Raw genomic sequence first — 15,725 nt, forward strand, 5'->3', positions numbered from 1 at the left:
CAGATGAAGATGGGAGTTGTTCATTCGGGCGTTTGGCATAGCGTAACGGACTGAGGTGCACTTATTCCGGATGAAAGTCACCCCTTGGGCAAAGGAACGGAGCAAACTCGGCCGGGCGGTGTAGTTCAGTGGTTCAGAACCTCCGGGATTCAGCCTTATTCACTAGAATTAAATCTGATACTCTACTAGCCGCACAACAAAACAGAGCATCGGCATAATTGCCGTCATGCTCTGTTCTGGTCTAAGTAATGAAGTGCAGGATTACAACCCGAGTGCTTTACCCTTCTCCAGCCGCCGGATCTGTTGTTCACCGTTATCCGCCAGTTCCCGGAACTGGTTGATGGTCTCCCGCATCTTGGGGAGGGCTTCCTGCTTGTAGGTGCTGATAGAGTCCAGCGCAGAGAGGACGTCGGTGAACGCCTGCTTCAGGGTGTCGGCGGAAATGCTGGTCTCGAGAGATTGCTTATGGATCGCCGCTCCCTGTTCCTTCAGCATCCGGGAAGTCCCGCTAATCAGATTGTCGGTAGTTTGGTTGAGCAGCTCAATCTTTTGAAGCACAATCTTCTGGTTATACAAGGCACTGGCTACCGTCACCGAGATTTTGAGGGCAGATACCGTCACATTCCTGGCTCTGTCCACGCCGCGGATCAGCTCTTTGTTGTTGCGGACGACAACCTCGATGGCCATGATGCCCTGTTGATTGACTACGAGCATCTGCTGCAGATCCATCACCCGCTGGCGCAGCGGGAACAGCACTTCCTCCGTGATGAACCGGACTTTATCCTCATCCTCACTGCGCTGTCTGGCGGCTTCAATCTGCTTCTCGATTTCCTGATCCATCAGGATGCCAAGCTGGATTTCCTTCCCCAGCCGTTTGGTCAGCTCCCGCAGGGTCTGCTGCTCAATCTCCAGGGTGGTGTTGTCATTCTTCAGTACGGATTTGCCTTTATCCAGGGAGAGAATAATATCTGCGATGACAGCATCGGCCTTCTGGTATTTGGCAAAATAATTACGCAAGGGATGGAAAAACTTGCCGAGGAGCCCGCTTTTGGCGAAATCGACCGCGCTGGGGTCCAGGTCCTTCAATTGCAGATGCAGCTCCGTTAAGCCCTTGGCAACCTGGCCGCCTTCATCCCCGGTCTTGGACAGATTGCCTACAGATACCTGGAGGAGAGAGTTCCTCTCCGATGAGGACCGCATGGTGCCCATCCCGAAGCTGTCAATGGATTGCAGCACAGACTTACGGTTCTCCAGGGAGTCGAAATCCATCCCCAGGATACTGGAGACATTGTTTACGGCCTGTTCTTTAAGCTGGGTGACTTCCTCCGGCTCCGGCTGAACCTGCTCCTCGATGACCGATTTGAGCTTTTCTTGACTGGGGATTTCCATTGAGAATGACATGTGAACCCTCCTTCAGAATATAAGTCTACATTTGCACGTTGAGCAGATTGCCGATTTTGTATACTACATCTTCTGTATCAGCGTTGATATTGGCTGCCTCGTTAATGCTCGATATGCTCTCCAGTGCCTTGATGTTGGCGTTATACCCGATGGTGTATACCGGGATCCGATAGCTCTCAATCAATCCCCGGATGTCATCCAGAGAATGGCCTTCATTGGTCTCCCCGTCGCTGAGGACGAAGATCAGGGGCTTCACATCCGGGTTCAGGGCCAGCTCCTCCTTCAGCATCTTCATTGCCACAACCATGCCGTCAAAAGTAGCTGTGCCGCCCGTAGCCTGAAGGCTGTTGATTGCACCTACGAACATGGATTGCTGATTGGTGTCATATTTGCCGATGGGCAAATGAATCGTCACTTCGCTGGAGTAGGAGACAAAGCCAATGCTGTTGTCCTTCCCCAGGAATTTCTGGCCCTTCAGCAGCGATTCCTTAAGGCGGTTCAGCGGCTCGCCGGCCATGCTGCCCGAGACATCGGCTACGAATACTGCGGCAATCGGTTTGCTGCCGTCCTTCTTCTCCTTCCATAGCTTCTGGGCCGAGGAGAGTAAGGAGCCGTCAACAGGCTTCAGCTCGGAGATATAGTCCTGCAGACCATTGAAGCCCAGGTCCGCAGCCGTCTTCTGATAGCTGTCCTGCTGGACAAATTCGCCGAACTTCTTGATAATCTCCAGCTTCTCCGGCGGCAGCTTCCCCAGTGCGTAGAGCGGACTGTCATGTCTTACGCCGAATGGGGTAAACACATAGCCGCCGGTCAGATCCTTTGCATTAACAAAGGTCTGATATTCAAGGACAAAAGCATCCAGCATCCCTGACTTCGCCGCTTCCCGCATTTGCAGGGTGGTAGAGGCGATGAAAGGCACATTGGCCTGGAACTTCTCGAAGCCTTGAACAGCCTTGTCACCCAGCAGATTCGTACTATCGAAGGTACTTAGCGCGGTCACCAGGAAATTCAGCCCCGTAGAGCTGGCAAAAGGGTCAGTATAACCCATCGCCAGCTCATTGGCCGCAATGGCGTCAGTAATGGTCTTGACATTGATGGAGCCGTATTTCTCAACGAGCTGATCATATTTCGGCTTGCTCATCACTACTCCGGCTACATTGCCGGTCAGCCGCTTCGTGACCAGTTCGGTCTGGACACCGCCCGCCTTGACCATCTCGCCCCATAGCTCATTGGATGGAGTGTAGGCGTCGGGCACATATTTGCCGGACCGGATATAGTCGGCGGCTGTACCTGAAGCGATGTTGCGGATCTGGACAGAGACAGGCTTGCCGTCAACCGTGATACCAGCAGCGTTGAACGCCGCGGCGACCTCATTCAGCCAGCCGTCGTTGCCTGTACCGGACTTCTCAGTGGAGGAGAAGATCTCCACGAAGCTGTCGGTGGTGCTGTCTACAGAGAGGGGGAACTTGGAAATATCGGGCAGGGAATCTCCGACAGATGCCGGATCAAGGTCGATTTGCCCTTTTACAGGTGCGGCCGTGGTCACATTAATATCCTTATAGATCCGGTTCAGGCGTTTGTCGGCGTCTTCTGCAGAGATCTCTTTTGTGGATTTGCCCAGATTGGACGTTAAGCTAATCCCGAAGTATACAAGTGCGAAGACGGACACGGCTATAATGCCAAGTACGAACAGTGTTCTGCCTTTCTTCATAGGTTCATCTCCTTCTCACTGCTGATAGAGTTTCGTCTGCCCGATGAGGGCGGTTAATTCCTGCATACACGGCATCTCTTCCACGTTGGTATAATCGCTGCTTCCCAGCTCGGTAATTTCCAGCAGCAGCTGATCCAGCTTGAGCAGGATTTCTTCGTTGGCGCCGAGACTGCCTTTTACATAGGAGAGGTATTCATGGTATAACGCTGTTTTTTGCTGAATCAGGGAGCTGGAGAACCGGCTTGACGCTGTGCTGGCACTGAATCTGGCGAACTCCGCGGCATCGAATACACTGAGCTTGTTCAGAATCCCCCGGATATTCAGATAGAACAGCTTCTCCACCTCAACAATGACGGAATGAAACTTGCGGAAGCTCAGCTCAGCCGGGTCGAACCGTCTGCCGAGCAGCTGGAGCAGCGCCGCCTTCTTCTTGTCGATCCGCTCCATCTGATCCAGGGCAAGGGAGATATCGTCCTTCAGCACCTTCACATTCCGGTGACGGCTCAGTCCGGATATGTAATCCTCCCGCGTCTCGAACCGTTCGGAGGGCAGCTTGGCAACCGGAGGCCTGAAGAGCAGGGTGTAACTCCCGTATAACACGACCAGCAGACTAATGATTAGCAGGGTTACGCCGGATGCAGTTTCCAGCGCGCTCCCGCCGCCGATCTCCACACCGAGCAAGCCCGGGGATAATACTGCAACATTTAAGATGACAACCCCGGCAACCAACCCGAGGAGCTTAATGGGTCCGGATCTGTTCAGGATCTGCACCTCCTCCATAAAAAGTATAGATTAACCATATCACATAGAAATGATTGGAATAAAGATTATTACACATTGTTACGTAGCGAAACTTGTCTATGTTTCAAATTTTAATAGTTAAAATGCAGGAATGGGTAGCTGGAACTATAGGATAGCTGGAAGTATAATAGGAGAATCATAGAATCTATGAGATAAAAAGGTATTTATAAGGAGGATAAGACATTGGTGTCCCGTAGATCAATGGTTCAGCTCATCGTATGTATGCTGGTGTTGTCCTTATGCCTGCCCGCCGGTAAAGAGGCTGCTGCTGCTCCCGGGGTAAAGGCTGTAAGTGTGTCGGGCGGCTCTGCGCATGGTATTGCTGCCTGGAGTGACGGAACAGTGACCGGCTGGGGATACAATAAAAACGGCCAGGTGGGCGATGGAACCAGCATTAATCAGTACATACCCAAAAAGGTGGAGGGCTTAAGCGGCATTGTGCAGGTCGCGGCTGCCGGGAGCGTATCGTTCGCGCTCAGCAAGGAGGGAGAGGTATGGGGATGGGGTCAGGACTACAGCAGCTATATTCAGAATGATCCCCTGCTGCCGAATCAAAGGCGCGGAGGTCCGGTGAAGCTGGAGGGTCTCCAGGAGATCGCCTCCATCACAACCAATGGCGCCTTGGGCATCGCTGTGACAAAAGACGGAACGGCCATTCTATGGTATCCGTCCTACGATCCCCCCGGTGTGCTGCCGGTACAGATCCGCTATTTGAAGCTGCCGGCGATCTCAGGGATTAAGAGTGCTCTCATTAATGGAAATGATGCCTTGTTTCTTACTAAGGACGGCAGTGTGAAACAGATGAGCATCTATCATTCGTACTATAACCGCATTCGCTTGGAGAGTGATCCGGTCAGTATAGCTACGCTTGCTTCATCCGCTATAACCGGTATGGCAGCCTCACAAGGCGAGCTGTTCCTGCTGCGCAGTGACGGTCAGGTCCTGCGCTGGAACAAGGGGCTTCAAGCACCGTCAGCCGTTGCTGGTCTTAATAATGTCTACAAGCTGGATACCGGCTTCTACCGGCTGTATACACTGAAGAGGAACGGAACGCTCTGGAAATCGGATTATAGCTCTGGAACGCTGGTTAAGCCTATTCAGATCAAAACAGGGATTCACATCAGCAACATATGGGGAAGCAGTGGAACCTTTGGATTTGCCCAACACAAAGACGGGATTCTTCTGGGCTGGGGCGACAGCTTCGACACGGGACTTTCGACGGGAAGGGGATCAGCGACCAAGGATGAAGCCGGATATATCCTGGCGCCGGTGCTGCAGCCGCTGGTGTTTTTCGTGAACGGACAGCCGTTCTCATTCTACGGCTCGGCATCTGTACAAGATGGCAAGCTGTATGTTCCGCAGACGAGTGTATTCAAGGCGCTTGGGGTGCAGGTAAGTACGAGTACATCCAATCCTGATCCGAAACCCGGCAATTCTCGATCCACTGTCTGGTCTTTCGTCTATGGGGACAAGACTCTTCAGGTCAAGCTTAGCGACCCGCTTGAAGTCTCCGTTAATGGCAAGAAATCAGACCGCGAGTTCACCATGAACCGGTTACCTGATTCGACGCAGCTTCCTCTGGAGGTTATCTGTGAGCTTCTCGGCATTGGTTTACAGTGGAATAAAGTCACTGGTGAGGTGAAGCTGGGGAACTGATTGATTAGCGGTGTATGTTCCGTAAATCCACAAATTTTAAGAATTAAGGGTTGACGTCTGCTCACTTGGCGTGTAACATATGAACAGTCGTCAACTAGACAATGATTCCATAACTCCATACTGTTCTCGTATAACCTCGCAGCCGTTTCGATGTCACAGGGCGAGGGTTTCTACAGGAAGCCTACTCTTCCTAACTACGATGATAAGGACCTTATTCCTCAGGCCCCTTGTCCCGGAGTTAGGATTATTTGTGTGTTGCGGCCGAAACGAAATTCAGACGAAACAGAAGATTCAGGAGGCATAACTAACATGAAAGATATGAAATACTTAATCTCCGTACTTATAGGGGCTATGAGCTACGGCATTTTATCAACCATTGTGGTATTGGCCTACGGGCAAGGCTACAAGCTGGGAGAGGTCGTTGGAACCCAGTTGTTAACCGGCTGTATTCTCGCCTGGTTACTTGCGTTATATACGAAGCTTAGAGAGAACCGCAAACAACGCCATTCTGCAGGAACTGCGGTGCCTTCCAAGCCGGCTGCGACCCGGTTGACCTGGAAGCATCGGGTGCTGCTGATGATGGCCGGTGCGCCGACCGTAATCACCGGACTGCTGTACTACCAGTCGCTCCGTTACATCCCGGCTTCCCTGGCGATTATTCTGCTGTTCCAGTTCACCTGGATCAGCGTGCTGATTCAGGCGGTAAGCAAACGCCAGCGTCCCGATAAAATCACCATACTGACCCTGATTCTGCTGTTCGGAGGAACGCTGCTTGCAGCCGGGATTCTCAATCAGGGGGCTGCCGAGTTCAACCTGCTCGGGCTGATGCTCGGACTATTATCTGCGGTAAGCTACTCCATGTTCATTATCTTCAGCGGTAAAGCCGTCCCGTCTGCACATCCCGCCTACCGGAGTGCCTGGATGGTTACCGGCGGCCTGCTGCTGCTGTTCATCCTGTTCCCGCCGTATTTCCTGTTCAACGGCTTGCTGTGGGGGCAACTGCTGCTGTTCGGCTTCCTGCTGGGCTTGTTCGGCGCCTTCATTCCGCCCTTGCTGTTCGCCATCGGGGTTCCGCATATCGGCGGAGGCATGGCTGGTATTATTGGCGCTGTCGAACTGCCGGTCGCTGTATTGATGTCCTCATTCGTCTTGCAAGAGCATGTAAGTCTTCTCCAGTGGACCGGAGTGGTTCTGGTCCTGCTTGGAGTAGTCCTGCCGGAGCTGTATAAGCTGCGGTGGAGGAATAACCAGGCAGTGAGTTCATCATCGGTCTAAAGTTCTGAACCGGCTATAGCTAGGCGAAGAGGGTTGATTCCTGCGAGAGTGGGGATCAATCCTCTTTTTTTGATTTTTACGGGAATGAGGATACTCATCGGTAGCAGCAGATGGATTTCCTCCACTTGCTGATGACGAATGGTAACTTGCTGCAACAGCAGTTGGAAAAATGGCACTTAAATTCACCCTTTTTACCCAACTCCGCGAAACGAACAATATTAGATGCTGTTTTTCCACTTGCTCCGATCCATCCTGCTAAAATGGGCAATATAAGATACGTTATTCCACTTGCTTGCCGCTGAAGGGGTACCCTGCTTAGAAGGGGGGGAGGTGCTAGAAGAGAGTTCCTGCTTAAAAGAATTGAAAGCGCAAACATTTTTGTTGCCAACAACGAAATAGAGTGCTATTCTGAATTTGGGATTGTTACTGCAAAGGCAAAACCCAAAACATGGTCACGTGTTTTGGGTTTTGCCTTTTTGCATATTAAGGGCTGCGGGACGCCGCAGGAACCCTTAATCCCTATCTATCCTGCCATGATGATGGTGGTATGAATTTCGGGGTAAAGGAGGGCAGCGGGTTGATTATCGAGAAGATTTTCAATAACAATGCCATTATTGCCAAGGATTCAGGTGAAGATGAACTGGTGGTCATGGGCCGCGGTATCGGATTCAAGAAAAGCCCGGGTGATCCGGTGGACGTATCCCTGATTGAGAAGACCTTTGTGCTGAAGCGCAATGAGGCCTCGGAGAAATTCAAAGCCTTAATGGCGGATGCTCCCGCCGAATATGTAGCCTTAAGCTATGACATTATCGAGTACGCGAAGCAATCTCTGAAGGCCCGTCTAAGTGATTATATCTATGTGACCCTGACGGATCATCTGACCCATGCCCTGAGGCTTCATGAGCAGGGGGTGCATAATAACAATCCGCTCCTATGGGAGATTCAGCGCTGTTATCCCAAGGAGTATGCTACCGGACTTCAGGCCATGCAGATGATTGAGCGGTATACGCATATCCGTCTGCCGGATGATGAGGCCGGGAATATTGCCCTCCACCTGATTAATGCGCAACTGAACAGCTCAGGCAACAAGATTGCGGATCTGACCCGTCAGACGCAGCAGATTGATGACATTCTCAATATTGTGAAGTATTCCTATAACAACGAGATTGATGAGAAGACGGTCAGTTATGAACGGTTCATTACCCATCTGCGTTATTTCTTCCAGCGGTCGCGCAAGCAGGAGCCGGTGGAGTCGGTGGATGATTTTCTGCTTAAGCAGGTAAGGGTGAAGTACAGGAAGGCACATAGCTGTGTCCTGAAGATTGAGAAGTATCTGGACACCAAGCTCCTGGACGAAGAAATCCTGTACCTGACGATTCACATTCAGCGGGTAACGCAAAGACAAACTGAATAAACTCATTTGGATTGTTACTGGTCATGCAGGCGAAACCAAATCAGGCAGGAAGCTGCCGGATGGTTTCGCTTTTTTATATTATTCCATGCGGAATGGGGAGAGCTATATGGTGAAGTATGAGGCATTGTCCAAAGAGATTATCAAGCATGTCGGCGGTAGAGAGAATATTAACGGACTGACCCATTGTATAACCCGTCTGCGCTTCAAGCTGAAGAATGAAGCACTGGCGAATACGGATGTCCTTAAGAACATGGATGGCATCGTTACGGTGATTCAGAGCGGCGGGCAATACCAGGTCGTGATCGGCAACCATGTCGCTGAGGTCTACGCGCAGGTGATGGCGGCGGGCGGACTACAGGAGGGAGGATCAGAGGCGGTCCCAGGCGAGAAAATGAGTCTGTTCAACAGCTTCATAGATATGATCTCCGGCGTATTCTCTCCGACCCTTGGCGTACTGGCTGCAACCGGGATGATTAAGGGCTTCACCGCCTTGTTCCTGACCATAGGACTCCTCACCAAGGAGTCGGGCACGTACCAGATTCTGAATGCGCTCGGGGATTGCCTGTTCTACTTCTTCCCGATCTTCCTTGGATATACGTCAGCCAAGAAGTTCGGCGCGAATATCTTTATCGGGATGGCCATCGGCGCGACGCTGGTGTATCCGTCCTTCAGCAGCATTCCTGCGGCGGGCGAGCCGCTGTACACGCTTTTTAGCGGAACGATCTTTGAATCTCCGGTGTACATTACCTTCCTGGGCATCCCGGTGATCCTGATGTCCTATACCTCCAGCGTCATTCCGATCATCATCTCAACCTATATAGGCTCCAAGCTGGAAGGCTTCTTCAAGAGAGTGACGCCAAGCGTGGTCCGCACCTTCCTCGTTCCGTTCTTTACCCTGCTGGTCACTGTTCCGCTGGCGCTGATTGCCATCGGCCCCGTCTCCACATGGGCTGGACAACTGCTGGGGCAGGGAACCCTGTTCCTCTACAACCTCAGTCCGGTGATTGAGGGGCTGCTGGTCGGCGCGTTCTGGCAGGTCTTCGTCATCTTCGGGCTGCACTGGGGTCTGGTACCGATTGCCCTCAATAATATGGCTGTGCTGAAATCCGATCCGATCCTGGCAGCGTCCTTCGGCGCCTCTTTTGCCCAAACCGGTGCTGTGCTGGCTATCCTGCTGCGGACCAAGAATGTCAAGCTTAAGTCCTTGTCAATTCCGGCGATCATTTCAGGAATCTTCGGTGTTACGGAGCCTGCTATTTACGGGATTACACTGCCGCGCAAGAAGCCGTTTATCTTAAGCTGTATCGCTGCTGCTGTCGGTGGCGGAATCGTCGGCCTGATGGGCACCAAAGGCTATATTCTCGGGGGTCTGGGCATATTCGGTATTCCAAGCTACATCAGTCCGGAGGGGATGGATACAGGCTTCTATGGCGCTATCGCGGCGATTGTAATCAGCTTCATTCTCGGCTTCCTGCTCGTATTCTTCTCGGGATTCAAAGACGAAGAGACTGCAGAGACCAAGAATACAGGGACGACCGGCAATAAGCTGGTGAAGCAGGAGACCGTAGGCAGTCCGCTGAAAGGTCAGATCCGGGCACTGTCCGAGCTGACAGACGAAGCCTTCTCCACAGGTGCGATGGGCAAAGGCATAGCGATTGAGCCGCAGGAAGGCAAGGTATTCTCTCCGGTAGACGGGATACTCACCACATTATTCGCCTCCGGCCATGCCATCGGCATTACCAGTGATCACGGGGTCGATATTCTGATCCATGTCGGCAAGGATACGGTCAAATTGAAAGGCAGGTATTTCACCCCCAGAGCCAAGCAGGGCGACATCGTCAAAAAAGGCCAGCTGCTCATGGAGTTCGACATAGCCGCGATCAAAGAAGCGGGGTATACGCTGACCACACCTGTGATCATTTCCAATTCCGGTGAGGTCCTTGATGTGATTGAGACGGATCAGAAGAGTGTGAATAGCCTTGAGAATCTGTTGACCGTTATGATCTGACCTTTATAACCAGCCCATTATCAGGAGGTAATATTATGAACGCTAATTACAGAAGTTTCCCGGATGATTTCTTATGGGGCGGGGCGACCGCCGCCAATCAGCTTGAAGGCGGGTTCGATGCAGGCGGCAAGGGGTTAAGCACAGCGGATGTCATGACCGCCGGAACGCATACAATCTCCAGAAGAATTACACCGGTGCTTGAAGCCGGCTCCCATTATCCGAGCCATGAAGCGGTTGATTTCTATCACCGTTACGCGGAGGATATTGCCCTGTTTGCCGAAATGGGCTTCAAGGTGTTCCGCTTGTCCATCGCCTGGTCCCGGATCTTCCCGAACGGGGATGATTCCGAGCCGAACGAGGAGGGGCTTAAGTTCTATGACCGGGTCTTTGCTGAGCTACAAAAGCACGGGATCGAGCCGCTGGTTACGATCTCCCATTATGAAGCGCCGTACCATCTGGCTGAAGCCTATAACGGATGGGCAGACCGCAGAACGGTTGATTTCTACGTCCGTTACTGTGAGGTGATCTTCAACAGATATAAGGACAGTGTGAAGTACTGGCTAACCTTCAACGAAATTAATATCCTGACGATGCCATTCGGAACATTCATGGCGGGGGCCATACTTCCTGAGGGGAATACTGAACTCAGCGCAGCCGGAACCGCCGATAATGAGCAGTTGAGGTACCAAGCCTTACATCACCAGTTCATAGCAAGCGCTAAGGCTGTGAAGCTGGGGCATGAGATCAATGAGCATTTCCGGATCGGCTACATGATTGCCTATATGTGCTCTTACCCGCTGACCTGTAGCCCGGAGGATGTGCTGCTGGCCCAGCAGAAGGATAATCTGAGCAACTTCCTCTGCTCGGATGTCCAGGTTAGAGGTGCCTACCCGGGATTCGCCACAAGGTACTTCCGGGAGAAGGGGATTGAGCTTCAGATAGAGGAAGGGGATTCGCAGATTCTCAAAGACGGCTGTGTGGACTTCTACACGTTCAGTTATTACTCTTCTACCTGTGTGAGCGCAGCACCGGATCAGGAGGCGATTGGCGGCAATCTGGTGATGGGGCTTAAGAACCCGTATCTGCAGGCAAGCGCCTGGGAATGGCAGATTGATCCGCAAGGCCTGAGGTGGTCACTGAATAACATATACAACCGTTACAGACTTCCGCTGATGGTGGTCGAGAATGGCCTCGGCGCAGTGGATACGGTGGAAGCAGACGGCTCGGTCAAAGACAGTTACCGGATCGGTTATCTGCGCGAGCATATCAGAGCTATGGGAGAAGCGCTCGGCGACGGCGTGGATTTGATCGGATATACGCCTTGGGGGTGTATTGATCTGGTCAGTGCAGGAACGGGGGAGATGAAGAAGCGCTACGGCTTCATCTATGTCGATAAGGACAATGAAGGAAAGGGCACCCTGGACAGATCCCGCAAGGACAGCTTCTATTGGTATCAAAAGGTGATTGCCAGCGGCGGAACACAGCTGGATTAGTTGTAGTCCGGTCGTCCGCCCCTTATTAGCCATAGCAGTCCTTGCGGAGCTTCTGGGCCGCCGGGCTGCTATTTTGTGTTGAAGCATAAAATGAGTTGCGTACACGAGCAAGATCGCGGTCACTGGTTCGTAGTCTTGACAATCCGTAATATTAGATATATTGTAGATATATAAAGTCTATGAATTTCGGGGATGTGGCTCTATGGATCAATAATGATGGATCAATAATGATGGAATGATGGAATGATGGATCAATGTCTCGTTTGAAGTTGCCGAAAAGCTGCTTCAATCTTAATTCAGCAGCACAGGGTTTTATTTATTTCAATTAAGGACTATATATGTCTTTAATGTATTTTGTTTAGACAGAGACAGGTGGAGATGGAATGAAGAACAGACCCGGTATCATCGTATCTTCGCTGGTCATTGCGAATTTCCTCGGGCAACTGATGCAGACGATGCTGAATACGGCGCTGCCCAGAATGATGCAGGATTTAGGGATTAATGAGGGCAGGGCACAGTGGATGATTACGGTATATTATCTGAGCGCAGGCATAACGGTGCCTGTAGCCGGTTTTTTGATCGGGAGATTCACGACAAGAGGTTTATTCTTTACTTCGGCAGGGGCCTTCGCAGCGGGGACCCTTCTGGCCGGAAGCTCCTCAGACTTCCTGCTCATTCTGAGCGGACGTATTGTTCAGGGAATCGGCGCCGGACTGCTGATGCCGTTGTTCCAGACCACGATTCTAAGGGTGTTCCCGAAAGGGAAGATGGGCGCGGCTATGGGATTGATCGGACTGGTGATGGGGCTGGCTCCGGCGCTTGGGCCAACGCTGTCAGGGCTGGTGGTCCAGGAGCACTCCTGGCGGATTCTTTTCTATGCATTACTGCCGGTTGTGACCGTCAATCTGCTGCTTGCGGCGTTCAGTCTGAAGAATGTGGGCGAGCGGCATAAGGAGAAGCTGGACTATCGCTCTATTCTGTATTCTTCGATAGGTTTCGCCGGTCTGTTATATGGTGTCAATCTGGCTGGCGATCCGGGAACCTCCCGTGCTGTAGCCGGTTCAGTGGTTCTTGGCGGAATTCTGTTCATTATTCTGTTCATCAGGCGGCAGTTGAAGCTAGAGGTTCCACTTCTGGACTTCAACCTGTTCCGTAACCGGAATTTCACCCTCGCCTCCATCATTGGTGCGCTGCTGTTCATTGTGATGATCGGAGCTGAACTGCTGCTGCCGCTCTATGTGCAGAACGTACGGGGACTGACACCCAGGGAGTCGGGTCTGATGCTGCTGCCGGGAGCGCTGGTCATGGGCTGTACGAGTGTAATCTCCGGCAGGCTCTATGACCGTTACGGGGTGAAGCTGGTGCTTCGCGGAGGCTTTACTCTGATTGCAGGGGTAACGGTTCTTCTGGCTCTTCTATTGTCTCTGCACACTTCTATCCTTGCACTCACCGTAATCTTTGCCCTCCTGATGCTTGGAGTCGGACTTATTATGACGCCAGTTACGGCCTATGCAATGGCCAGTGTATCCGTTCGGATGATCGCACATGCTTCACCTATGACGATCTCGATCCGCACGATAGCCAGCTCTACAGGAGGCGTATTGCTGATTGCCATTATGACGTTTACTATAAATTCCGGCACCTCTGCCGCTCTAAGCCATATGCTGCCGGGCTTTCATGCCGCCTTTTGGAGCCTGGCAGGGTTGGCGATAATCGGATTATGCCTGTCTTTTAGTATCAGGGGACTGGAAAAGCAGAGCGGATAACCACTTAATTATCTATAGCACCTTATAATATGTTATAATGTATTTCTTATTTCATATTAAGAAGAATAGAGGTCGCTAACGGATGAAAGTTAAAGTTAACCGTAACGCTGCAAAAGTCTTGAAAGAGATGCTGAACACCCCGGAAGCGGAAGGCAAAAAAATCCGCGTTGTGATCACCCAGAATCACGGAGATCACGGACATTATGATGTCGCTCTTGATACACCTACAGAGCACGATGAAGTGGTTGCTACAGATAAGGATATCGAGATTCTGCTGGATACACGCGAGCCGCTGCTGGACGGCGTATGGATTCAGTATTTCTATGTGCCCCAAGAAGGCTTCTTCATCACGAATCCGTCTACCGGATTCCTGGAGAAATAAGCAATTGATCATTGCCTTGGCTTGAGGGTCCGAAGCAGGCGGCACTGTCTAGTCAGCCTTTCCAAGGCTGATTGGAGCAGTGCCGTTTTTTTGTGCTGAATGCCGAGCGCTCTTAAAGTCGTTGCAAAAGTATGTATAATCGTTGAATGCCTATATTAGCCGGGCCGGGATTTTTGATTATACTGTACTTGTAAGCGATTACACACATAGCCGGGGGGAAATTCAAGTGAATAAGAAAAAAGCAATGACACTGATGTCCAGTATCCTGATGGTCTCTCTGCTTAGCGCTTGTGGTAGCAATGGCAATGCTGGCGGAAGCACACCGGAGCCGCAGGCCTCGGCCGCTGCAACTGAAGCTGCAGGAACGAATACCCAGCCAGCTACAGATTCCGGCACAGTCGATACGTCCCAGCCCGTTACACTCAAGATGATTTTTGTAGGACCTAAGCCTGTCGATTATGACCTGGTATTCGGAGAGATTAATAAGAAGCTGAAGGAGAAAATCAATGCGACCCTGGAAGCCGAGTTCCTCGACTGGTCCGACTGGGCGCAGAAATATCCGCTTAAGCTGGCGGCGAACGAGGATTTCGATCTCATCTATGCGGCCAACTGGGCCGGCTATAACGATCAGTCGCTCAAAGGCGGATTCCTGGAGCTGACCAATGAGCTTCTGGAGAAATATGCACCGATGACCTGGAAAGCGATGCCGGAGGTAGGCTGGGGTCAGGCCAAGGTGAACGGCAAGCTCTATATGGTGCCTCAGAACCGCGGGGAGACGGTTGAGAAGCTGATTCTATACCGTGAGGATCTGCGCAAGAAATATAACCTGCCGGAGATCAGCAGTCCTGAGGCTTATGCCAACTATCTCAAGACCGTAGCCGAGAAGGAGAAGGGCGTTACGCCGTTCGTGCCGGAGACCGGAGACTGGAAGCTCCACAACCTGGACCGGATCCTGCTGAAGCAGCAGAACGAATGGAACCTGTTCGATCTTGATCTGCCAATGGGCTTCAAGTTGGACGACCCTACAGGTAAAGTATTCAACTTGTACGAGACGCCGGAATTCAAGGAGCTAGTCTACTATTATAAAGATTTGGCTGATCACAACGCCTGGTCGAAGAGCGCACTGAACAGCAAGCTGGATCATCAGCAGGAATTCCGTGCAGGCAAAACAGCGTCGATCACACACAACGTAGGTACACTGGGCGCCTTAATGACGGATATGCGTGAGAAAAAGTCACCGTATGAGCTGGCCCTGGCCGATATTAACCCGGGTAAGAAAAAATCCGTTGCCGTCTCGACCCAGAATGGTGTTGCGGTCCATGCTACCTCCAAGAACCCGGAACGCTCACTGATGCTGATTGATCTGCTGCAGAATGACAAGGAACTGCATGACCTGATCATGACCGGGATTACAGCCGTGCATTATAATCCGGTTGGCGATGATAAATATACGAATGCAGAGAAGAACGCCAACTACACCGGGTTCTCCAACTGGGGCTTCAACTCGCCGCTGAACCGGGATAACGCCACCTTCCCGGATGAAGCGAATGCCCTGACTGACAAATGGGAGAACGAGGTCTATCACTATCCGCTGGAAACCTTTGTCTTCGATAACAGCAAGGTGAAGACGGAAGTTGCCAACGTCGGCAATGTCATGCTGCAATATGGAATTCCGCTGGAGTACGGCACTGTGAAGGATGTAGACGCAGGTCTGGCCAAGCTGCAGCAGCAGGTCAAGGCGGCCGGGATCGACAAGATCATCGCTGAGGTTCAGCGCCAGATTGATGAATTCCTGGCGGCATCAGGCCAATAAAAGAG

11 protein-coding genes are annotated in these 15,725 nt (G+C 51.7%); 8 read left to right on the plus strand and 3 right to left on the minus strand.

Annotated elements, in window-relative coordinates; translation table 11 throughout:
- Nucleotides 1-261: 261 nt before the first annotated feature.
- From KDC22_RS14840 to KDC22_RS14850, 3 genes are read right to left on the minus strand one after another with little or no spacing between them, the layout of a single operon-like run.
- Complete coding sequence (locus KDC22_RS14840; protein WP_211723611.1) at nucleotides 262-1,401, minus strand: toxic anion resistance protein; 1,140 nt, start codon at nucleotides 1,399-1,401, stop codon at nucleotides 262-264.
- 25 nt (nucleotides 1,402-1,426) lie between these two features.
- Nucleotides 1,427-3,112 (minus strand): VWA domain-containing protein, encoded by a 1,686-nt coding sequence (locus tag KDC22_RS14845; RefSeq protein ID WP_211723612.1) that lies wholly within the window; start codon nucleotides 3,110-3,112, stop codon nucleotides 1,427-1,429.
- Nucleotides 3,113-3,127: 15 nt separating this feature from the next.
- Nucleotides 3,128-3,892: a hypothetical protein gene (locus tag KDC22_RS14850; RefSeq protein WP_211723613.1), complete on the minus strand. Its 765-nt coding sequence runs from the start codon at nucleotides 3,890-3,892 to the stop codon at nucleotides 3,128-3,130.
- A 207-nt stretch (nucleotides 3,893-4,099) separates the two neighbouring features.
- Between KDC22_RS14850 and KDC22_RS14855 the strand changes: the two genes are divergently transcribed.
- The 8 genes from KDC22_RS14855 to KDC22_RS14890 all read left to right on the plus strand — a co-directional run bounded on the left by KDC22_RS14855 (nucleotide 4,100) and on the right by KDC22_RS14890 (nucleotide 15,720).
- Nucleotides 4,100-5,569 (plus strand): chromosome condensation regulator RCC1, encoded by a 1,470-nt coding sequence (locus tag KDC22_RS14855; RefSeq protein ID WP_211723614.1) that lies wholly within the window; start codon nucleotides 4,100-4,102, stop codon nucleotides 5,567-5,569.
- 318 nt (nucleotides 5,570-5,887) lie between these two features.
- Nucleotides 5,888-6,844: an EamA family transporter gene (locus tag KDC22_RS14860; RefSeq protein ID WP_211724046.1), complete on the plus strand. Its 957-nt coding sequence runs from the start codon at nucleotides 5,888-5,890 to the stop codon at nucleotides 6,842-6,844.
- 577 nt (nucleotides 6,845-7,421) lie between these two features.
- Nucleotides 7,422-8,258 carry a BglG family transcription antiterminator LicT gene (gene licT, locus KDC22_RS14865; protein WP_211723615.1) on the plus strand — a complete coding sequence of 279 codons (837 nt, stop codon included), beginning with the start codon at nucleotides 7,422-7,424 and terminating at the stop codon, nucleotides 8,256-8,258.
- 109 nt (nucleotides 8,259-8,367) lie between these two features.
- A complete protein-coding gene (locus KDC22_RS14870; RefSeq protein ID WP_211724047.1) occupies nucleotides 8,368-10,266 on the plus strand; it encodes a beta-glucoside-specific PTS transporter subunit IIABC in 1,899 nt (632 codons plus the stop codon).
- 35 nt (nucleotides 10,267-10,301) lie between these two features.
- The gene (locus KDC22_RS14875) at nucleotides 10,302-11,759 is read left to right on the plus strand and encodes a 6-phospho-beta-glucosidase (RefSeq protein ID WP_211723616.1); all 1,458 of its coding nucleotides are present in this window, start codon (nucleotides 10,302-10,304) and stop codon (nucleotides 11,757-11,759) included.
- Between the two features lie 383 nt (nucleotides 11,760-12,142).
- Nucleotides 12,143-13,525 (plus strand): MDR family MFS transporter, encoded by a 1,383-nt coding sequence (locus KDC22_RS14880; RefSeq protein ID WP_211723617.1) that lies wholly within the window; start codon nucleotides 12,143-12,145, stop codon nucleotides 13,523-13,525.
- Between the two features lie 82 nt (nucleotides 13,526-13,607).
- Nucleotides 13,608-13,907, plus strand: a complete 300-nt coding sequence (locus tag KDC22_RS14885) for an iron-sulfur cluster assembly accessory protein (RefSeq protein WP_211723618.1) — start codon at nucleotides 13,608-13,610, stop codon at nucleotides 13,905-13,907.
- 226 nt (nucleotides 13,908-14,133) lie between these two features.
- Entirely contained in the window at nucleotides 14,134-15,720 is a 1,587-nt protein-coding gene (locus KDC22_RS14890; protein WP_343222003.1) for an ABC transporter substrate-binding protein, read from the plus strand.
- Nucleotides 15,721-15,725 lie beyond the last annotated feature (5 nt).

The sequence above is a fragment of the Paenibacillus tritici genome (genome assembly GCF_018207515.1).
GTDB classification, from domain to species: domain Bacteria; phylum Bacillota; class Bacilli; order Paenibacillales; family Paenibacillaceae; genus Paenibacillus_AQ; species Paenibacillus_AQ tritici.